A 19,066-nucleotide genomic window follows, 5' to 3' on the forward strand; every position below is an offset into this window, starting at 1 on the left:
ATGCGAATCAGGTGGCTGCGCGGCCCGGGGCCGGGCGGCGCAGCGCCGTTGAGCGGAGCAGGGCCCGGGGATCCGGTTCGGCGCGATCGTCTTCGACCGCGGCCAGCAGGGTGCGCAGCGCGTCGACGACGGAGTCCTTGGAGCCACCCAACCGCTCGATGAGCTGCCCTTCGAAGCGGGTCAGTTCATGTAGCACCGGTACCACCTGCTCCCGGGCGGCCTCGGTGGCCTCCGCGAACATGCTGCGGCCGTCCTGCGGGTTCGGCAGGCGCACGATCAGCCGTCGCTCGGTCAGCTTGTGCAGCCGCTTGGTCGTCCCGGCCCCCGACGTCCACAACTGGTCGCAGATCTCCGTGGGGCTGACCGGCCGGCCCGCCCGGATCAGCAGCGAGAGGATGTCGAACTCGGCCCGGGTCATCCCGAGCCGCTCCAGTACGTCATCGCTGCGTTTCTGCAGGATCCGGGCGATGCGCAGCACCCGCACGACGACCTCCGCCGGGCTGGTGTCCACGTCCGGTTCCGCCGCCGCCCACTGGGCTCGAATGATGTCGATCGCATCTGCCATGCCTCCAATCTACTTCGGAAGAGAAGAAAGTGCTTGCCTGGCGAAGAAAAAACTTCTCCAGCAAAGTAGTCTGTTGGTGAAGGAGGTGGGATGACGTGTCGTCGCGCGCACAGCAGGGTCTCCCGATCGCAGAAGCGGTTCCACGCCTGGTCGACTTCGTGCAGCTCGGCCCCAACGCCGGGGCGCACCGGGTTTCCATACGTCTGGCGGTGTCGGCGTTGATACCGGTCCTCGCGCTCGCCGCGGCAGGGCGCCTGGAGTGGTCTCCCTATGCACTGCTGGCCTCGACGGTGGCCGTGTACGGTCGGCGGCGCCCGCCACGGACGCGACTGCGGGTCCAGGCGGAGGTCGCTGCCGCGCAGGTGCTGGTGATCGTCGCGGGAGTCGCGCTGGCCGCGGCCCGACCGGCTCCCTGGCTGCTGGTGGTCTGCACGGCCTTCGTCGCCGCTGCGGCTGCGGCTCTCGCGGACATCCGGCGGTGGAATCCTCCCGGCGCCCTGTTCTTCCTGTTCGGCTTCGCCGTCTGCGCCAGCATGCCGGGCACCGACCCGGCCGACGTCGCGGTCGCGCTGGCCGTCTCCACGGCCTCCGTGGTGACCGTGCTGGCGGTGTCCGTGCTGGATGCACCGCTCAAGCACCCCAGCGATACCGACACCCCGGTGCCCGGACCGCTGCCGGGCCGCCTCATCGCCGCCCAGGCGGTGGCATGTCTGGCAGCGGGGCTCGCGGCAGGCCTGGCCGCAGCGGCTCTCGGGATCGACAGGCCCTACTGGGCCATGGTCTCCGCCATCATCCCGATCATCGGGTCCACCACATCCGCACAGCTCTCCCGTGCCGGCCATCGCTTCGTCGGCACCCTGGCCGGCATCGTGCCCGCGGCCCTCCTCTTCCAGATCCACATGAGCCAGCTGGTCCTGCTGCTGCTGGTGGTAGCGCTGATGGGCTGCACCGAGGCGTTCGTGACACGGAACTACGCGGGCGCTCTGCTGTTCCTGACGCCGATGACCATCGCCATGGCGCTGACCACGCCAGGAGTACCGCTGTCCACCCTGCTGGTCGACCGATGCCTGGAGACCGCGATGGGGCTGGTGGCCGCCGTGATCGCCATCATGGCCACCCACCGGATCCGGCACCCCCGAACCGCGGACGCTGCGGGCTGAGGCTCGCTCTGTGCGGGGCTCGGCCGACTCCGGGAATACATGACTAGTCATGCAAGTTGGAGCAGTACGACCGCTCCACAGCACAGAAAGGCCACCCATCATGCAGTTCGGGATCTTCTCCGTAAGTGATGTGACCCGCGATCCGGTCACCGGGTACACCCCGAGCGAGGCCGAGCGGATCAGCAACGTGGTCGAGATGGCCCGGCACGCCGACCAGGCGGGGCTGGACGTGTTCGCGATCGGTGAGCACCACAACCCGCCGTTCTTCGACTCCTCGCCGACGACGCTGCTGGCCGCGATCGCCGCGACCACCAAGGACATCGTCCTGTCCACCTCGACGACGCTGATCACCACGAACGACCCGGTGAAGATCGCCGAGGACTACGCGATGCTGCAGCACCTGGCCAAGGGCCGCCTGGACCTGATGCTGGGTCGCGGCAATACCGGCCCGGTCTATCCGTGGTTCGGCAAGGACATCCGCAAGGGCGTCCACCTGGCGCTGGAGAACTACAACCTGCTGCACCGGCTGTGGCGCGAAGACGTGGTGGACTGGGACGGCGAGTTCCGTACCCCGCTGCAGGGCTTCACCTCCACCCCGAGGCCGTTGGACGATGTCCCCCCGTTCGTCTGGCACGGCTCGATCCGCACCCCCGAGATCGCCGAGCAGGCCGCCTACTACGGCAACGGCTTCTTCGCCAACAACATCCTCGCGCCGAACGGCCACTTCAAGCCGCTGGTCGACTTCTACCGCAAGCGGTACGAGCACTACGGGCACGGACGCGCCCAGGACGCGATCGTCGGCCTGGGCGGCCAGGCGTACATCGCCAAGCGCTCGCAGGACGCCTACGCCGAGTACCGCCCGTACTTCGACAACAACCCGCACGGCATCCGGATCCCGCTGGAGGACTGGACGACGAGCACCCCGTCGAGCGTGGGCAGCCCGCAGGAGGTCATCGACAAGACCCTCGGCTTCCACGAGATCTTCGGCGACTACCAGCGCCAGCTGTGGGTGGTGGACAGCGCCGGGCTGCCCCAGTCCGCGGTGCTCAAGCAGATCGACCTGCTGGCCGAGGAGGTCGTCCCGGTGCTGCGCAAGGAACTGGCCGCGCGCCGCGCCCCGGGCGTGCCCGACGCGCCGACGCACGCCGACCTGGTGCGCGCCAAGTACGGCGACAAGCCCGCCCGGCAGCCGCGGCCCAACCCCAACCGCGGCGACAACACCACCGGCACCTCGCCCTACCAGGACAGCGACCCGGCCAAGGCCGCCGTCCAGCCCGCGCTGTGACCGGCACCGGCCGGCTCGCCGACCAGGCCTGGGAGAGCCTGTTCCGCGCCCAGGTGGTCCTGGGGCGGGAGTTCGCCGCCCAGGACACCTGGGACGAGCTCCCGCGCGGCGACTACGACGTCCTGTACACCCTGGCCAAAGCGCCCGAGGGGCTGCGAATGACGGAGATCAACCGGCAGGTGATGCTCACTCAGCCGGGCATCTCCCGACTGGTCTCCCGCCTCGAGCAGCAAGGACTGCTGGAGCGGCAGCCGGACCCCGACGACGCCCGCGCGCAGCGCGTCCTGCTCACCGAAGCCGGCCGCGAGCTTCAGCGCAAGGTCGGCCGCAGGCACGTACGGCACGTCATCCGGGCCATGACCCGCGCCCTCGACCCCGACCAGCTCACGCAGCTGCGCGAGCTGTGCACCGCACTGACCGCAGCCGCCGAAGCCGCATCCCCCGGAACCGAGAAGGGACACCACACTTCATGACCACCAGTACCACCGCACGCAGCATCGTCGTGGTCAGCGCGGGAATGGGAGACCCGTCCTCGTCCAAGCTGCTGGCCGACCGGCTGGCGCAGAAGACCCTCGACCTGCTGCGGGAGCGCGGCGTCGAGGCACAGGTCAGCACCATCGAACTGCGCGACCTGATGCAGGAGATCGGCACGGCGACCGTGTCCGGCCTCATCGGGCAACGGCTGCGCCCCGCTGTCGAACGGCTGGCCGCAGCCAACGGGGTGATCGCCGCCACCCCGGTGTACAAGGCAGGCGTCAGCGGCCTGTTCAAGTCCTTCGTCGACCTGCTCGACAACGACCTCCTGATCGCCAAGCCCGTCGCCGTCACCGCGACCGCCGGCAGCGCCCGGCACGGCCTCGTCCCCGACGAGCAGATGCGCCCGCTCTTCGCCTTCATGCGCGCGCTGGTGATCCCCACCTCCCTGTTCGCCGCCCCCGAGGACTGGGCCGACCGCACCCTCGGCACCCGCATCGAGCGGGCCGCGACGGAACTCGCCGCCCTCATCCGCAGCGATGTCGCCGCCACCATCGCGGACAGCTCCTGGGCCCGCTACCAGCACGAATTCGGCAGCACCGCCCAGCCCGCCGGCGCCGAGGCGACTGCGGCTGCGGCTGCCGACACCGAGTTCGCGGGGATCGACCTCGACTCCGACCTGATGCGCCTCGCCACCGGCGGAACCCCGGCTGTCGCGGGCAGTTCACAGCGCACCGCCTGAGCTCACGATCCGACGCGAGGGCGCTCTCGCCGACGCCGGTGATCCCGGGATCCCGACCGCCCCGGCACCGTAGGCCAGAGCTCGCCCATCGCGCAGCAGGTCGTCGACAGCGGAGGTGTCGAGGCAAGTCACATCGGATCCGTGGCCAGCCCGGCTCTCCTCACGATGGGGCCACTCCGGCACACCTGGGAAAGCGTGGTGGCCATGGATGCCGTGGGTAGAGCCGGTGCCGCTCTGCGGAGAATCGCCGTTCCGCACAACTGCCAAAGCTTCCGGGATATGCATCTGCACATGCCAGCCGTGTCGTGTGCCTATTGGCCGGCACGCAGCCCGCGGAGGAACGTGTGCGGCACCACGGCGGCCCAACGTCGGCCGGTGAACCTCCCGGCATCGGCGGAGCCGCCTCCTGCTGTTCTTCCCATCGTGAGGAGCCCACCCATGCGCTCACGCAAAACCTCAGCCTTCGTCGTCGGTGCGGTCGTGGCAGTTCTCGCGGCGGCCGGGATCACCCCGGCCGCCGGCGCGACCGCCACCCACTACACCGGGACGCTCGCCGACGGAGCGACCTGGATCGCCGACGTCCCGGCGAACTGGAACGGCACGCTCGTCCTCTACAGCCACGGCTTCGGCCTGCTCACCGCACAGGACGCCATAACCTCGCAGGCGGGCGCCGCGCTGCTCGCCCAGGGATACGCGCTCGCCGGATCGTCCTACGACCCGAACGGCTCACTGTGGGCCCTCAACTCGGCTGTCCAGGACCAGTTCGCAACCGTCACGGCGTTCGGCCAACGGGTCGGCCGCCCCCAGCACACGATCGCCACCGGAGCATCCATGGGCGGTCTGGTCAACAGCATCATCGCGCAGAACAGCAGCGGCCGGATCGACGGGTCCGTGAACTTCTGCGGGCTTGTGGCGGGCGGGGTGGAACTGACCAACTACCACCTCAACGGCGAATATGCGATCAAGAAGCTGATTCCCGGCGCGTTCCTGGTCCCGCTGCGCGGCTACAACTCCATCGTGGAGGGCGCGGCGGCGGGCACGGCCCTGCAGACCACCATCGCCCTCGCCCAGGGAACCGCAGCCGGGCGTGCCCGCATCGCGCTCGCGGCCGCCCTGCTGAACGAGACCGACTGGGCGTCGGGCGCCACACCGCCCGCACCCACCGACTTCCTCGGTCAGGAACAGCAGGAGGAGCAGACCCTCACCGGTGGCCAGCTGGCAATCCTGACGACCTCCGAGTACTCGATCGAACAGGCGGTCGGCGGCGATCCGGCGTCCAACGTCGGGGTGGACTACGGCGCGCTGGTGCGATCCTCGCCCTACTACGCCCAGCTCAAGGCCCTGTACGCGCAGGCAGGGCTCGGCCTCGACGCTGACGTCGCCACCCTCAACCGGGGTGCGACCTACAGGTCCGAGGGCGATTCGCTGCGCAACACGCAGCTCACCGCAACCAACACCGGTTCCCTGCCCGTCCCTGAACTCGACATCCACACCATCGCCGACCAGCTCGTGCCCGTGCAGGAGGAGAACGCCTACGCGCAGCGGGTGCAGGCGGCGGGCGATTCCGCGAACCTGCGGCAGGCGTATGTCGCTGCCATCGGGCACTGCAACTTCACCGCAGCCGACATCGCCGCCGCAGTCGACACGGTCGCCGCACGCATCCAGACGGGGAGTTGGGGTCGGACCGACGCCGGCTCGCTCAACGCAACCGCCAACGCGCTGCCTGGCCTCGGCGGTGGGAACTTCCTCGAATACCAGCCCACGAAACTCGTCGTCCACTAACCAGCGTTCGACCGATCCGTTGACCTCTGCCAGGGCGGGCGGGGTGGTACCGCCTTTCCACAGCCCAGGTGGTCGCGGTGGACGGCGGGGATGACGTCCTCCCGGGCGAGGCGAGCGAGTGGCGGGTGAAGCGGGTCGTGCTGACGAAGACGGCCGGGTCCGCGTTGAAGTGGACCCGGGCGCCGAGGAGGTCGCGCATGTCGCGGCTGGGGATGGTGCTGGAGGGGTGTAGCGCTTGCACTGGATCTCGAGCATTTCGTGGCCGGGTTGTGCCGCAGGGACGGCTGCACCCGCGTCCAGGTCGTCGGTGGAGCCGGCGACAACGGAGCCGACGTCCGCGGCCTCCTGCACGACGGACGCAGCTTCGAAGTCGGTACCGGACATCGCGTCGACCTCGGCCGGTGTGCGGTGGCCGGCGCGGATCTGGTCCTCGGCCCGCCACTGCTGGTCGGCCCTGCGCAGTTCGCGGTGCGTGCGCCACAGGCGCCCGCCTACCAGGATAACCAGGGCCAGGAGAGCGACGGAGAGTAAGTACAGCCGCACCCTGGACCAGAACACGGCCAGAACCACGAGCAGGAGCCCGACCACAGCCGCACCTGCCAGGAGTAACCGCAGCTGAGCGCGCCTCCTGCGGCCTGACGATCGACGTTCGCATTGCTGGGCCACAGCGTCGTCCCCCTCATGCTCACCCGGATACCACCCCTTGCAGTGTGGGCGGGCATATACCGGCGGGGAAGCCCCAAATGTCGACGGGCCCACCAGTCACGCACAGCAACAGCGGGCAGTTGGAATCGATGCGCGCCTCGAGGTCGATCGTCCTCGCGGCGCCCCCTGACCGCCACCGGGATCGCGTGACAGATGTGACCTAGCGTGATGGATGTCGAACACTGACCGCTGAGGGGGCCGGGGGGTCGCAGGTTCAAATCCTGTCGTCCCGACCGCATAGCCGCAGGTCGGATGCCCGTATCGTCCTTGGATGATACGGGCATCCTGGCGTGTCGCGGGTAGTGGTCGGAGGTGAGCCCGGAGGGGCTGCGCGGCTGGGTCAAGCAGGCGAAAGCCGACCGAGACGCGGGACGCGCCAGCGCGCTGGCCAGCGCCGAGCGTGAAGAACTGGACCCGTCGGGTGCTCTCCGAGGACGGGCAGTCCAGGCAGCGAGGGCTGCCGTCAACGCGGCCGGTTCTGGGGTGCTGCGCAGTGGACCGAGCACGAAAGGCCTGCGCGGCGTCCTGGCTGTCGTTTCCGAAAATCGTGGCCGTCCCAGCGACCCATTTGACGCGACGCCGACCAGGCCCTTCTCACGCTACTGCCGCCGCCACCCACTGAGCTCAGGCGGCACGGCCTTCGATCGCTGGCAGCGCACATCCATCCGTCCGAGGCGACGGTAACCACTGGGGCGCGGGGACAACTGAAGTTCGTGCTCCGCCTGCGATCCGGCTTCGCCGCACAGGATCTTCACAACTGCGCCCGAAGTCCTGGACAATATGCCATCCTCACTACATGCGACGTGTACATCTCGAAGCTGCGGAAGATCATGTTGAGCGGCTGGCGCGGGAGGGTGATCCAGTCGGTGCAATCAAGGAGATCATCTGGAATGCGCTCGACGCCGACGCGTTGACGGTGGAAGTCACGATCGAACGAACGGTGTTGGATGCTGTCGACCGGGTGATCGTGCGCGACGACGGTACTGGCATCACTCCCGAGACGTGTGCCATCACCTTTGACAAGATCGGTGGTTCCTGGAAGAAGACCACGCGCTTCTCCGAACACCGCCATCGACCCTTGCACGGGCGTGCTGGGCAGGGTCGACTGCGGGGATTCGCGCTTGGCTCTGCCATCCGTTGGACGACGATCGCCGACTCCATCAGCGGACGGCTCCGCACCACTGTCACAGCGGACCGCTCCTCACGGAACGACTTCGAGATCTCGGATCCTCGGCCCGACCCAGGGGCTACCGGTACCGTCTTCGAGGCGTGGGGCCGCCAGTCGGTCGTGCTCAACAGACTGCTGTCAGTCAAGGCGGTTGCGCAGCTGACGACGGAGTTCGCCCCGTACCTGTCCATGTTTCCCGAAGTCGACATCCACTTCGACGGGTCGGCCCTGGACCCCGGCAAAGCGATCCAGTTCGAGAAGTCCTTCGACTTCGACTTCTCGTACGGGGATGAAACCCATCAGGCCACTCTTCGGGTCATCGAGTGGGACATGCGCGTCGACCGGGAATTGCATCTGTGCGACGCCAACGGCGTGGTGGTGGACATCGCCGACCTGCGCATTCAAGCCCCCGGTTTCGACTTCACGGCATACGTGATGTGGGAGCAGATGGCCGGCCATGCAGGAGAGTTCCTGCTCGGTGAGGCGTCCGACGGGCCGGTTGCCATCCTGCTTTCCCGAAGCCGGGAGATCCTTCGAGAGCACTTCAAAATCCGCACGGTCGAGCGGCGGGCCGACATCATCCAGAAGTGGAAGACGGAAGAGCTCTACCCTTACCACGGCGAACCTGCCACAGAGACAGAGCAGTTGGAGCGCGACACTTTCGACATCGTCGCTACGACCGTACAGCGGCACATGCCCCGGCCCGCCAAGCACCTGAAAGCGACGCTCGCCTTGCTTCGTGAATCAGTCAAGCACCAGCCCGAGAGCGTGAACCGGATCCTCGACGAGGTCTTCCGCCTCAGCGCTGAGGACCGCACCGAACTCGAGCGTCTTCTCGACCGCACGAGTCTCGTGGGCATCATCAAAGCGTCCAGCAGTGTCGCGGCACGACTGGACTTCCTGGCTGCCCTTGCGCACATGGTCTTCGACCCCGAGACTCGGAAGGTCGTCAGGGAGCGCACGCAGCTCCACAAGATCCTCGAGAACGAGACTTGGATCTTCGGCGAGCAGTACTCCCTGCTTGTCAGCGACAGGTCCCTCAACACGGTCCTCGATCGCCATCTCCACATCCTGGGTCGGGAGAACCGCGATCCAGAACCAGTCTTACGCGCGGACGGAACCGTCGGGATCGTGGACCTCATGCTCTCCCGCGCTCGGAAGTTTCACGACCGACGCCAGCACCTCGTTGTCGAACTCAAGGCCCCGAAGGTCAATGCGGGTGACGACGAGCTGAGGCAGATCAAGAGCTATGCCAAGGCTGTCGCGATGGACCCGCAGTTCGCCGATGTGGGTGTCGAATGGGACTTCTGGCTGGTTGCCACGGGCATCGGTGGCATGGTGGACCTCGAAGTCGAGCAGCGGGACAAGCCACACGGTTGCGTCTGGGACTTCACGCGCGGCGCAATGACCATCCGCGTCTGGGTCAAGCGCTGGTCCGAGATCATCGAGGAATGCAAGGGCCGCCTCACGTACTTCCAAGAGCACTTTGACCACGACCCCTCGGTCGAACAAGCTATTGAGTACCTGCGCGCCAACCACCCCCATGTACTCCCGGCCGCCCTGGCCGTTCCCTCTCAGACACGCGAGAGCGGGCCGACGGGCGCGGCAATTCCGGACCATACGTAACCCCAGGGTCAGCGCTCGCCGGCCTCACCCCTCTCTGTCAGCCTTGGGTGAGACGTCCCGCTTTGTCGGGTTAGGCTGAGAGGGCCCGAGTAGGAGTTCCACCCTGATGACCAGCATCAATCCGTCCGCAGCCGACCCGGCTTCCCGGCCGAAGCGCCGCACGTTCAGCCCCGAGTACAAGCTGCGGATCGTCGCCGAGTACGACGCCGCGCCCAGGAACGAGAAGGGCGCGGTCCTGCGCCGCGAGCGCCTGTACCACTCCCACGTCACCGAGTGGCGGGCCGCCCGCGAAGGCGGGGCACTGAAGCACCTGACGGACCACCGCACCAGCCCGGCCCGTGCGAGGAAGTCCGCCACCGAGGCCGAGAACGAGAAGCTGCGCCGGCAGGTGGAGCGGCTGGAGAAGGGGCTCGCCCGGAACAAGGCTGCGGTGGAGGTCCTGGGAAAAGCGTCGGTGCTCTTGGAAATGATCTCCGAGAGCGCGGACTGAAGCACGCCGCCGATCCCGTCGTGGACGAGGCGTTCACCGGCGTCGAACACGAGCTGGGCACCACGGCGGCGTGCCGGCTGACCGGCCGCTCCCGCGCCACCCACTACCGCAGGCGCAAGCCGCCGCCCACGCGCCGGCCCAGGGCACCGCAGGTTCAGCCGTCGGCTCTGACCGCTGAGGAACGCGATGCGGTGCTGGAGTTGATGAACAGCCCCGAGTACGCCGAGCTACCGCCCGCGCAGATCTGGGCCCGCGAGCTGGATACCGGGCGCTACCACTGCTCGGTCTCCACGATGTACCGGATCCTGCGCGAGCGCGGGCAAGCCGGCGAACGTCGACGCCAGGCCACCCACCCGGCCAGGACCGTGCCCGAACTGGTCGCCGACGGCCCCTCGCAGGTGTTCACCTGGGACATCACCAAAGCAGCCGGCCCACGCAAGGGCATCTGGTACCACGCCTACGTCATCATCGACATCTTCAGCCGCTACATCGTCGGCCACACCGTTGAATCGGCCGAATCAGCCGACCGGGCCCAGGAGTTGATCCGCGAGACCATCGCGCGCAACGGCAGCGTGCCCCAGACCGTGCACGCCGACCGGGGCACCTCCATGACCAGCAAGAAGGTCTCCCAGCTATTGATCGACCTCGGCGTCACCAGGTCGCACTCGCGCCCCAAGGTCTCCAACGACAACCCCTACAGCGAGGCCCAGTTCAAGACCACCAAGTACATGTCCGACTACCCAGAGCGCTTCGACTCCCTGGCCCACGCCCGCGACTGGTTCGACGCGTTCATCTCGTACTACAACCACGAGCACAGGCACTCGGGCATCGCCCTGCACACGCCTGCCAGCGTCCACTTCGGCACCGCCGAGGAGATCCGCGACCAGCGGGCACTCACCCTCGCCGAGGCCTACGCACAGCACCCCGAACGCTTCGGCCGCCGCCCCCGACCACCCGAGATCCCGAAGACAGCCTGGATCAACGACCCCGCCAAGCGCAGCGAACCCGCACCACAAACCTCATAGCGTCACGACCGTCTCACTGGACTTGAAATCTTCCGACCCGCACCCACAGGGGCCTCCTGCTGGGGTACACAACCCACGCTGGGGCAGGTGAGGCCAACGGACTGCCGGACAAGTTGGCGTGTTCGCAGCCGCGTGCACGGGCGGGCTGCGGCGCACGGAAGTAGCCAGCGCCGACGGCAAAGGCCTACCAGTGCGCCTTCACGAGCCTGCGCGGCACCCACAGCCGCCCGCGGGGGGCAGCCAACCGAGATCAGCAGCCGGGGATGTTCGGAGGAGGCGCGGGCGCGGACACGCCGTCCGATCGACCGAGGATGGATTTCAATTTCCGCGCAGCATCTCGCGTCGCTGTGGAACAGGCACCGGGCGTGCTTGTGAGTGCCGCCATGAAAATTCGAGAAGACATCCAATTCAATTAGCGGGTTGCATTAGTTCTCAACATGGTTGACATTCTGGAAATCCAGAATCCCGACTCGATTTCAGGCGAAAAAACTCCATTTCCCGATGAATTGCCTGGGGACCAGCTGGGGACCAGGTGCGGCGCAACGGCGCAGCTGGTGGGCCTGAGGGCTGCCTGGGGACCAGTTGGGGACCAGCTGGAAGGGCTGCGCCAGCACGCTATGGGTTGATTTGCACGCCTGTCACGTTCCATACGTGCCGTGCGTGCTATAGTTCGTAGACACACCTGACTGGGGGTCAGGGGGTCGCAGGTTCAAATCCTGTCGTCCCGACAGATTTTTTCGCAGGTCAGAGCCGTCTCCACTTTTCAGTGGCGGCGGCTCTTCTGCTTGGTGGTCGCGCTGTGGTCGTGAACGCCTTTCACGCGGCCTGGGTTGAGGTGCGCATACGCCTTCTGAGCAGGGATTTCCACGGCTTGGGCCGTGCTGGCCGGAGGCGAATAGCTGTCGCGTTCGGCGAGTCCCAGGAGGCGAGCGACGGCCTCTACGGCGGCACGGGCGGCGACGGAGGTGAGATGGCTGTGCTCCAGCGGGGTGCTCCGGCAGCACGATGCGACGCCTGCTCGTGGTTGCGCGGCGGAACGCTGTCACCACAGTGCGGAGCTGCCCGATCGGTGGATCCCGGGGTCACTTGGGGTCGGCGAAGATCTTGTCGACTGGCAGGTGGCAGTGGCCGGTCTGACTGGCGTGGCGCTTCTTGCGGGCTATGAGGTCGTCCAGTCGTATGCGCTGGTCGAGCACAGCCATGAAGTCGCCGCCTTCCATGGTAATGAAGGGCGTGCTGTAGCTGTAGACGGCCAGCGCATCCTCGCTGAAGCCGCTCATGCTGATGTAGAGACCCAGGGTGTTCTTGCCCTTGCGTTCGATGTTGGCCTTGAAGATATCGAGCAGCGGTCGGCCTATGGCCTTCTTCCACCACTTGGCTTCGAGTACGTAGTGGTCGGTCTCGAAGGTGAAGTCGCCGTCGATCTGCTCGTGTTCGAGGATGTAGGAGGCCCGGGGCTCCAGGTCGTACAGGCCGAACAGCTTGTTGATGAAGCCTTCGAAGTCGATACCGCGCTGGTGGGGGTTCACCGCCGAATGCAACTGGAGGAAGCATTCCTTCAGGGCCTCGTGGTCGTTGTTGAACGCCCGTACTTCCTGGGACTTCCGAACACTCTCTGCGATAGCTGCTGCGTGGGCCTCGTGCTCCTTGATGGCCTCTTGCTGCTTCCCGGTCCAGCGCTTGAGCTCCGCGACGGCCACCTCGGCTACAGCCACCCGCTCGGCCCGGTCGGGTTGCTGTTCAAGGTTGGGGAAGCGGTCCATGTCAGCGATGTCGAGCATAAGCGCCACAGTGAGGTCGAGGTAGCGTGCTTCGTTGGCGCGTAGAAGACCCACCAGGTGCCCGGCCGTCTCACGCTTGGTAGCCGTTACGAGGTCAAGCTGGGCCAAGAGCTCGGAGTGGTTCTGAAGCATGCCCCGCAGGTAGCGCCCGAACGGGGGCTTGTTCCAGAAGATCACCGCCAGCGCATCCGCAAGTGCGTTGTACGCACTGGGATTTATCGTCTTCTTCCGAGCATCGGGCTGCTGCAACGTCCCCCACCTCACAACCTGTTGTCGCCGGTCTCTCACAGTAGCGCCCGCTTGCTGTTGATCGGGTGTCCTGGTCCGGAACCGGTCTTGGCCGACTTGCTGGCGGAGCAAGGTCCCGGGCTCGATTCCGTACGCATCGCCCAGACGGGGTAATGCGGGACTGGCTCGCGGCGGAGGTCGTCACGGCCTCTGGGCGCGCCAGATGAGCGCTATGTGGCAGGCAACACTACGTCGAGGGTGCGGGGGGCCGTGGACGCCTTCGACGCGGTCGAGTTGGCGGTCGAGTTGGATGTCGCTGGTAGCGGAGGGGCCGGAGATCCAGGTCAGCGGCCGGGTCGGGTCGAGCCGGGGCAGTGCCTGCGGGAGCGAGGCGACGACCTGGTCGGCGGTGTCGACGACGCAGATGTGGTGGTCGGGGACAAGGGTCAGGGCGTGTCGCCCCTGGCCGGGCCCGGCGTCCAGGACGAGGGTGCCGGTTTCGGCGAGGGTGAGGTGGCAGCGGGTGACGACGCTGTCAATGCCATCCAGCTCACCCGCCGTCAGCAGGCGCTGTTCGTGCAGCAGTCGCAGGCCAGTCGCCGCACCGAGCCAGTGCTCGGGCAGGCCAGCGGGCACGGCCACGCTGTGCGAGCCGTGCTCGTCGAGCGGCCGGGCAGCATCGACCCGGCCAGGGACTGGTGCCCAGGCGGTGACCACCTGGGCCACGGTGATGCGCAAGGCCGTCCTGGCCACCGGCGCGTCGCCGACCTCCTGGAGATCAATCGTGAGGGCACCCTTCTGTTCCTGAACGTCACTGAACCCGTGCCGGCATCGCTCATCGCCGCAGGCTTTACCCCTCGGTGGCCAGTCGCGGACTGAGCAATGCGGACGGCGTCCGCCAGCAGCCCCGTGAACTGCGGCGCTTGCTCGCCGAGGCCCCTGCCCTACCGCGCGCTGCGCCTGGTGGCCGAAGCCGAGATCGGTGTCGGAGCAGATCGTGGCGTCAGGGCTCCGACGAGCAAAGACATGGCCTTGGTTGCCAGGAAAGCCCGCAGGCGATGCGGTCGCGCCAGCAGTCGGACGTTGTGGACCGCTGGGCTCGAAGGCGTCCTATTCGACATGGCCAAGCAGATTCCACCCGGTCGAGCTCGGAGATGGAATCCTGGACGCCCTTCAGTACGCGCTAGACGGTGCTCTCCTCCGAGCTTCCCACGACGTTACGGCACCAGTGCGGCGAGCTCCGTACACAGCAACCGCGCATCCACGATCGCCTGCCGGGACAACTGCTCCGGGACGGGCAGGCGCTGCCCCACTTGCATTGTGGACGACGGTACTTGGGCCAGGTACTTCGCGTCGACCATGCCGTCCAGATGCGTATGGACGTGCCGAGCAGCCCACGCCTGGAGCAGCCGATGCCACGTGGCTGAGCCCACCACAGTGCGCACGTCGCCCAAGCCGGCGGCGGCGAACAGGTCCGCGGTGTCCTCCAGTCGTTGAAAGATGTTCCCCTTGCCTTTCAGGAACGCTTCCGGGTTCGGCGCGGCCCCCCGGAACACCGCGCCGGAGAGCGTCTCGACCACGCCGACCACGTTCTTGAGGACATCGACCCGGGCCCGGTCGAACACACCCTGCTCGCGCAGAACGGCTGCCTGAGTACTGGGAAGCTGTCCCAGTGCATCCAGCAGCACGCTCTGCGCGTCCAATGCGTCGAGCGCGATCGAGATCGGAGCCAACAGGCCGCACACCGGACAGAACCGGTGCTCCCCGAAGACCGCGTACCGCACCGCGCAGCCGACAGCGGCGCACTGGCGGATCCGGACTAGCCGCTCCTCGTCGATGCCGGGCAGCGGCTGCGGGATGAAGGGCGTGACCTTGGAGGTCACCCGCACAGAGATGGCCCCACCGGGACGCGAACGGGCCAGCGAGCGGAAGGCGTTGCCCAAGGCCCGCTCAACCATCTGCACCGCGATGTCACCTACCGCCCGCTCGGTGCGCGCCAGCTGCTGTGCTGTCAGGAACTCGCTGTGGTCCTCATGGTGCCCGCAGTAGACGCACCACAGGCGGAGGGAATCGGGCAGGGCGTCGTAGTCCTCCCCGTCGATCCGGAACATCCTGGAGCAGTCGGGGCACTGTCGGCCGAAGTACCCGTCAGGGTCCGTCGGGATGCTCACGTTCATCTCGAAGCTCGTGCCGTCGCCGCTCAGCAGTTTGGCGCCATCCGCGTTGCGGAAACGGTTCTTGCCCCACATGACGGACATTGTGCACCCGGGCACTGACAGCGCCGACCGTATTGCGGGCAGACGCCCGCCGGGCAGCCAGACTGGCTGCAGTTGCCTTGACCCCGAGTCGCCTCCACCGAGCACATCTGATCAACTCTGCTGAAGGAGCTGGGCCTAACGACGCGGGTGCCTCGGCCGCGCCGGCGTTCTGCGGCTCTTGGGTGTCTCCAGTTCACGTCCTTCCCAAGCTGCCTGAACCGCCGGAAGCAGCATGGCGTGCGTCAGTCCGGCATCGTGAGTCCCATAGCCGAATCCGTGGAGCTGCCAGTGCAGTTCAGACTCGACGCGATCGCCGCCAGTGATCGTTCGTCGAGGACCGAGGGACCCGGCGCTGCCCTCCTCCACGTGGTCAAGGAGCACCGGCCGGTCGAGCAGGCGGACAACGTTGCGCAGGAGCAGAGCTGCCTGCTCCGCGTTGAAGGTCTGGGTGTGCTCGGTCTCCAGGACCAGCCCGACTAGGCCGCGTTTCCTCTCCCGCAGAAACAACGAGAGGATCGCTGGGACACGTCCGGCCAGCCAGGAGAACTCTGCCGTACGCAGGCGTGCGCAGGGCAGGACCGAGGCGAGGACCGACTGCAGCTCCCAGGAAACGGAGAGCCGGTGCTCGTGGAAGATGGCGGCGACTTCCCCCGGGTGGGCGAGCAGGACGCCGCCCAGCAGCTGCGCCCAGGCCTGTCCGATCTCGGTCAGCGCTGCCCGCAGCCGTATGTAGAACTCCTCTTGGAGGTCACTTCGGTAGTGCCGGGTCTCGCTCTCCACTCGTTCGCTGATGTCCGCAGTCGCGGACGTCGTCGAGCGCCCGAGGGCTACCTGGTCCAACCAGAAAGGCAGAAGGTCCTCGTTGTCGAGGTAGCGGGTACTCGTCGATGCTGTGATGCCCCGTGTCTCGAACTCGTCCGCCGCCAGGTTCAGGAAGGCACGGTAACGGGGTTGCCGCTTGCGCGGGGTCTTGCCGTTTAGGATCCACTGCGCGGCCAGCATCAGCGGCAGTCGATCGGTGAGCTGGCGCCGCAGGTCCTCCGTCAGGTGCCGGCGATCGCGCTCCGCGAGTTCCCACAGCGCCTCCAAATCGGCCGACTGCAGATGTTCCCACCCGGCACGGGACAGCGACTGCTCGCCCACCAGCAGGGACAGCTCCATCCGGCCCTCGCGCAGTTCGGCCCTGCCCCGCGATGTGGCGCAGGTGAACTCGACGAGGAAGTGCACGGCGGCAGCGTAGTCGGACAGTGCCCCAGGAGGCAGGCAGTGCAACCGGCCGGGCAGGTTGCAGGCGTCCATCGTGCCCTCAGCAGGCTGGGCGAAGGACTCGCTGCGGGCTCTACTCCGAAGGCTCGAACAGGCAGGATCAGCGTGCCAGACAGAACCCGTCTTCCCCGCCCAGGCATCGAAGGCAGCACCAGCCCAAGGTCCCAGCGGGATCGCTGATTCCATGACAGGTAACAAGGTTGGGGCTGCTTCTGATTGGGTGGTCGCCACGTACTCCGCCCCCGCCTCCGCGTAGCGCAATCGCTGTCGGCGCCAGCGTAGATGGCCCCCACGCACGAGAAGACGCGTATCGCGATTGTGGCCCGGGAACAGGCGTTGTGGGGTAAGCCGCCCCGATCGCACCGCAAGTGTGCGCCAGCCAGGCGGAGGCTGGTGTCCGTCCGGTAGGGCTCGGCCAGGCAGGCCTTGCACGTCCGCCTCCTGGCCGGCTGGTGGTCTCCTTACCGTGGCACAGCAAGGCAGCGGGTACCAGCAGGTCCCGGCCTGCGAGCAGGGCCAGCGCCGCCAGGTCCCGTGTGGAGGCGAGCTTGCCCGGCACCATCCCTGTGAGCCGGCGTGCGCCTTGGGCGGGGTCGCCGAGCCTGATCTGCTCGCCGCCGTGATCCAGCAGCACACCGGGTGAAGGAGTACTGGCACGCCCTTGAGGACCGCGTGCTGCTGCTCCCTCATCCTGGCTGCCCGGCAGACCTGTGATCGCGGCGATCTGAGCGGAGCTCAGGTTGCCCGGCTGGGGAGGCTTCACCGCTGCCGCGAACATCTGCGCCTGGCGAAGGCGGCGGACGGCTGCGTCGTCGCCGGGATCACGCGACTGCGGGCCGTGCACGCGAGGTGCACGGCCCGCAGTCGCCCGAAGGGGTCAGTAGCCGAGGTCGCTGAGGAACCTCTTGGTGTACTGCAGCGGGGTGGTGCTGGAGACGGAGTTGCAGGTGGGTGACGCGTAGCTGTAGTTGCAGGGCGTGTCGCGGTCCAGCGACCAGAAGTGGACGCCGGCCAGGCCGTTGCTCTTCGCGTAGGACGACAGCGTGTCCACGTCCGCGGTGGTGAAGGTCTCGCTGGTGTTGTCGTTCATGCCGATCATCGGCGTGACGGCGATCTTGCCGGCCGCGATCCCGTAGGTGTGCTCCAGGTTCTTCACCGCCTGGATCGACGACTGGGCCATCTGGCAGCTGCCGCCGGAGACGACGCACACGCTGCTGGACGCGTTGCCGAAGTCCATGGTCATCAGGTTGATGACGTAGGACTTCAGGCTGGAGCCCAGGACCGCCCGGACCACCTGGTTGCCGAGCGAGTTCACGCCGCCGTAGGAACCGTCGGAGGCGCCCAGGGTGGCCAGGGTGAAGCTGAACTGGAGCTTGGGGTAGGTCGCCTGTGCTCCTGCCGCGGCGTTGACCAGGTTGGTGATGTCCGAGGAGCTCAGCCCGTTCTCGATGTCGAAGTCGATGCCGACCAGGTTCGAGCTGGTGTAGTGCGAGATGAAGGAGTTCATGCCGGCGGTGGAGCCGCAGGTGAACGTCCCGGCGGCACCGCCGGTGGACACCACGTAGTTCAGGTTGGCGGAGTGGAGCTGGGGCACGTTCTCGGCGGCCCAGTTGGCACCCGAGACGCCTCCCCAGGTCTCGCTGCCGCAGGAGCCGGTGGCGAAGGCGAGGCTGACTGCGGGCAGCTTCGGGACGTACTGGGACACCATGCTGCCGGAGCCGACCAGCGGCAGCACGGACCCGCCGGCCGCCGACTGCATCTGGTAGGTGTTCCAGTTCATGTTGATGGTGACGTCCTTGTACGGGCTGAGGAGCAGGCCGCTCACCGAGCCCGTCCCGGTCCCGCCGGTCCCGCCGCCACCGCCGCCGCCGCCCGAGGAGCCGCCGGTACAGGCGCCGTTGGAGGTCCAGGGCTGCCCGGAGCCGCTGCCGCCGTTGCTGGTGGCCGGGTCGTTGCCCTGGGTCCAGTAGTTGGCCGTGTAGTTGGCACCGTTCTCGCTGGCCTGCTGGCCGGCGGTGTACACAGTGGCGGCGCTCCAGGCTGTGGCACAGGTGGAGGCCGCCTGTGCGGCGGGCGCCGAGGCCACCGCGAAGACCGTTCCACCGATGGCCAGGCCGAGGGCTGAACAGCTCGTCAGTGCCGTGCGAAGAATCCGCTTTCCAACGCGCATGAATCCTCCAGGGGGAGAGGAGTGGTGACGACCAGTCGGCTCACCTGCGGTGTGGGGCACAGGCGAGTTGCTGACTTTTGTATGTCCGCCGCCAAGATTGATCAAGACCATTAGCGCGCATTGGTACAGACCAGACTGCGGCGCGGTCTGCGTCGGCACAGATCCCCCCATCCAGGTTCGTCAGAACGCAGGGTCGGTCTTCTGGTTGTAGATTTCCGTGCCGGATGTGTTGTAGGCGTGGATGTAGGGGGTCGGGGTCTGGGTGTTGGGGCTGTGGGGGGTGGTGTCGGTGGACAGGGCGATGGTGTAGGCGAACGCGCCGCCTGCCATGGTGGCCGGGT

14 protein-coding genes and 1 pseudogene are annotated in these 19,066 nt (G+C 67.4%); 9 read left to right on the plus strand and 6 right to left on the minus strand.

Annotated features, from left to right (window positions below):
• Positions 1-7: 7 nt before the first annotated feature.
• Positions 8-565, minus strand: coding sequence for a MarR family winged helix-turn-helix transcriptional regulator (locus tag ACEZDE_RS31610; protein WP_380543816.1), 558 nt, complete (start codon positions 563-565; stop codon positions 8-10).
• A 95-nt stretch (positions 566-660) separates the two neighbouring features.
• Here ACEZDE_RS31610 and ACEZDE_RS31615 point away from each other — a divergent pair, with 95 nt between their 5' ends.
• The 9 genes from ACEZDE_RS31615 (at position 661) to ACEZDE_RS31655 (ending at position 11,022) form a co-directional block, all read left to right on the plus strand.
• Positions 661-1,725: an FUSC family protein gene (locus ACEZDE_RS31615; protein WP_380543819.1), complete on the plus strand. Its 1,065-nt coding sequence runs from the start codon at positions 661-663 to the stop codon at positions 1,723-1,725.
• Between the two features lie 100 nt (positions 1,726-1,825).
• On the plus strand, positions 1,826-3,010 hold the full coding sequence (locus tag ACEZDE_RS31620; protein ID WP_380543822.1) for a CE1758 family FMN-dependent luciferase-like monooxygenase: 1,185 nt from the start codon (positions 1,826-1,828) through the stop codon (positions 3,008-3,010).
• A complete protein-coding gene (locus ACEZDE_RS31625) occupies positions 3,007-3,483 on the plus strand; it encodes a MarR family winged helix-turn-helix transcriptional regulator (RefSeq protein WP_380543825.1) in 477 nt (158 codons plus the stop codon). Before ACEZDE_RS31620 ends, ACEZDE_RS31625 begins: the two co-directional genes overlap by 4 nt.
• Entirely contained in the window at positions 3,480-4,226 is a 747-nt protein-coding gene (locus tag ACEZDE_RS31630; RefSeq protein WP_380543828.1) for a CE1759 family FMN reductase, read from the plus strand. Before ACEZDE_RS31625 ends, ACEZDE_RS31630 begins: the two co-directional genes overlap by 4 nt.
• Before the next feature lie 375 nt (positions 4,227-4,601).
• The gene (locus tag ACEZDE_RS31635; RefSeq protein ID WP_380543831.1) at positions 4,602-6,008 is read left to right on the plus strand and encodes a DUF6351 family protein; all 1,407 of its coding nucleotides are present in this window, start codon (positions 4,602-4,604) and stop codon (positions 6,006-6,008) included.
• Positions 6,009-6,266: 258 nt separating this feature from the next.
• Entirely contained in the window at positions 6,267-6,539 is a 273-nt protein-coding gene (locus ACEZDE_RS31640; protein ID WP_380543834.1) for a hypothetical protein, read from the plus strand.
• A 970-nt stretch (positions 6,540-7,509) separates the two neighbouring features.
• Complete coding sequence (locus ACEZDE_RS31645) at positions 7,510-9,507, plus strand: ATP-binding protein (RefSeq protein WP_380543836.1); 1,998 nt, start codon at positions 7,510-7,512, stop codon at positions 9,505-9,507.
• Between the two features lie 106 nt (positions 9,508-9,613).
• Positions 9,614-9,997: a hypothetical protein gene (locus tag ACEZDE_RS31650; protein ID WP_380543839.1), complete on the plus strand. Its 384-nt coding sequence runs from the start codon at positions 9,614-9,616 to the stop codon at positions 9,995-9,997.
• Between the two features lie 20 nt (positions 9,998-10,017).
• Complete coding sequence (locus ACEZDE_RS31655) at positions 10,018-11,022, plus strand: IS3 family transposase (RefSeq protein WP_380543842.1); 1,005 nt, start codon at positions 10,018-10,020, stop codon at positions 11,020-11,022.
• 1,082 nt (positions 11,023-12,104) lie between these two features.
• Here ACEZDE_RS31655 and ACEZDE_RS31660 read toward each other — a convergent pair.
• The 5 genes and pseudogenes from ACEZDE_RS31660 to ACEZDE_RS31680 all read right to left on the minus strand — a co-directional run bounded on the left by ACEZDE_RS31660 (position 12,105) and on the right by ACEZDE_RS31680 (position 18,725).
• Entirely contained in the window at positions 12,105-13,052 is a 948-nt protein-coding gene (locus tag ACEZDE_RS31660) for a restriction endonuclease (protein ID WP_380543845.1), read from the minus strand.
• A gap of 209 nt (positions 13,053-13,261) precedes the next feature.
• Positions 13,262-13,784 (minus strand): annotated as a pseudogene (locus tag ACEZDE_RS31665) (LutC/YkgG family protein).
• Positions 13,785-14,248: 464 nt separating this feature from the next.
• Positions 14,249-15,280 (minus strand): hypothetical protein, encoded by a 1,032-nt coding sequence (locus ACEZDE_RS31670; protein WP_380543848.1) that lies wholly within the window; start codon positions 15,278-15,280, stop codon positions 14,249-14,251.
• Between the two features lie 144 nt (positions 15,281-15,424).
• Entirely contained in the window at positions 15,425-16,516 is a 1,092-nt protein-coding gene (locus ACEZDE_RS31675; RefSeq protein WP_380543851.1) for a hypothetical protein, read from the minus strand.
• A gap of 916 nt (positions 16,517-17,432) precedes the next feature.
• A complete protein-coding gene (locus ACEZDE_RS31680; RefSeq protein ID WP_380543854.1) occupies positions 17,433-18,725 on the minus strand; it encodes a carbohydrate-binding protein in 1,293 nt (430 codons plus the stop codon).
• Between the last annotated feature and the right edge of the window lie 341 nt (positions 18,726-19,066).

The organism is Streptacidiphilus cavernicola (assembly GCF_042510955.1).
Taxonomy (GTDB): domain Bacteria; phylum Actinomycetota; class Actinomycetes; order Streptomycetales; family Streptomycetaceae; genus Streptacidiphilus; species Streptacidiphilus cavernicola.

Excerpts from the sequence above, each read along its gene's own strand:
- ACEZDE_RS31620 (WP_380543822.1), top strand. The coding sequence starts at position 1,826 with ATGCAGTTCGGGATCTTCTCCGTAAGTGATGTGACCCGCGATCCGGTC.
- ACEZDE_RS31650 (WP_380543839.1), top strand. The coding sequence starts at position 9,614 with ATGACCAGCATCAATCCGTCCGCAGCCGACCCGGCTTCCCGGCCGAAG.
- ACEZDE_RS31645 (WP_380543836.1), top strand. The coding sequence starts at position 7,510 with ATGCGACGTGTACATCTCGAAGCTGCGGAAGATCATGTTGAGCGGCTG.
- ACEZDE_RS31630 (WP_380543828.1), top strand. The coding sequence starts at position 3,480 with ATGACCACCAGTACCACCGCACGCAGCATCGTCGTGGTCAGCGCGGGA.
- ACEZDE_RS31680 (WP_380543854.1), bottom strand. The coding sequence starts at position 18,725 with ATGCGCGTTGGAAAGCGGATTCTTCGCACGGCACTGACGAGCTGTTCA.
- ACEZDE_RS31610 (WP_380543816.1), bottom strand. The coding sequence starts at position 565 with ATGGCAGATGCGATCGACATCATTCGAGCCCAGTGGGCGGCGGCGGAA.
- ACEZDE_RS31670 (WP_380543848.1), bottom strand. The coding sequence starts at position 15,280 with ATGTGGGGCAAGAACCGTTTCCGCAACGCGGATGGCGCCAAACTGCTG.